This window comes from Pokkaliibacter plantistimulans (assembly GCF_003194385.1).
GTDB classification, from domain to species: domain Bacteria; phylum Pseudomonadota; class Gammaproteobacteria; order Pseudomonadales; family Balneatricaceae; genus Pokkaliibacter; species Pokkaliibacter plantistimulans.
Map to the genome: position 1 here is coordinate 1 of NZ_LAPT01000181.1, position 1,523 is coordinate 1,523.

Annotated in this window: 1 protein-coding gene; it reads left to right on the top strand. The window is 56.7% G+C overall.

Annotated elements, in window-relative coordinates:
- Positions 1-346: 346 nt before the first annotated feature.
- A complete protein-coding gene (locus tag WH50_RS25570; protein ID WP_110190287.1) occupies positions 347-1,351 on the top strand; it encodes a spherulation-specific family 4 protein in 1,005 nt (334 codons plus the stop codon).
- Positions 1,352-1,523 lie beyond the last annotated feature (172 nt).

The following is a 1,523-nucleotide window of genomic DNA, read 5'->3' on the forward strand; positions in this document are numbered from 1 at the left end:
AAATGGCTCATCTAACAGGTCGTTGAAAAACGTTATCGAGGCAGCCGAGACAAGGAAATACCCCGCGGGCACAAGAAACAGGCGAAAAAGCGGAGTTTAGTGAACTAAATGAGCATTTTGAGCCTGTTTTTGACGCGGTATTCGGCAACACAGATAGATTTTCAACAACCTGCTAAGCAGCCAGACTGGAACCCGGCAAGGCAACAATCTATATAAAAGCAATCACCTATCGATTTGCGCCGTGCCCCAACCTGCCCATGCGTGCCCTTTGCACGTGGCAGACAGATGTTGAAAGCAAAAAGTGGGCACATACCAGACCCCTTCCGGCAAAAGGAAGATAACAAGAATGTATCGGTTTTCAGCAGCGAGCTTATGTCGTGCCGTCCTGCTAACCCTGATCTGGCTGATCAGCAGCACTGCCCATGCCGATCTGCAGAGCAAACTGCGTGATCTGCTGTTTGACCCACCTACACCGGCGCCACAGAAAGTGCAGACTATGAACCGTCTGGAACAACAGCTGGCGGTCCCGGCGTATTTTGTCCCCGACCCAGAAAGCTGCCCCAAGGCGCCGCAACCCACCCCCTATCGCTGCCCGTGGAAACGCGTGCTGGAGCGCAACGCCACAGCACTTGTAGTGATCAAACCGGGCGATGGCCCCGGCAGCCGTGAACAGGCAGGCCCCGGTACCCTTGTGCAGCTGAACTATGCAAGACAGATCGCCTATGCCCATCAGGCGGGCAAGAAAGTGCTGGCCTACATTCCCACTCACTACGCCACCATGAGTGGTCAGCACGGGCTGGATGCCGCCAAGGAGCGGGTTCGACACTATATGGAGTGGTACAACAACAAGGCCAATGGCGTATGGATCGACGGTTTCTTTCTCGATCAGGTGAGCGACTTTGAAAGCACCCTGCCGGTGTATTACCGCCCGCTCACCGACTACATCCGCCAGCAACCGGGGCGTCGCCCGCTGATCGTGCTCAATCCTGCAGCACACGTCAGCCAGAGCTATCTGCGCATTGCCGATGTCATCGTTACCTTTGACAGTAGTTATGAGGAATACCTGAGCTACACCGAGCGCACACCGCTGGCGACGCTGGGCTGGGAGGCCAAGGAACAGAATGCCAAACGTATCTGGCATATCGTTCGCGACGTCAAATGCAACAACTACGCCTCTGAACCCAAGAGCGTCTGCCTGCCACTGCAGAAAGTGATGCAGCTGACCAAGAACCGCAATGCAGGCTATGTCTATATCACCGAAGACAGCTACGCCGCCCCCTTCGATGCAGTACCTGCGCGCGAGTTCTGGCGTGATGAAAGCTGGTATGCCGAGCAGCCGGTCATCCCGTGATCGGTGCCGGTCCATCGCCGTCCAACGGGCAGGGCAGAGGCAGCCTGACCTCTGCCCTGCAGCTGATCATCCGCGCGACGCCCGGGCTCTGGCGGTAATCACCAGCAGGATGCCACTGAGGGTCAGCACCGTCGCGATCACCAGCCGCACGGTAATGTGCTCATCCATGAAT

Coding starts and splice junctions, on each gene's coding strand:
- WH50_RS25570 (WP_110190287.1), top strand. CDS start 347: ATGTATCGGTTTTCAGCAGCGAGCTTATGTCGTGCCGTCCTGCTAACC.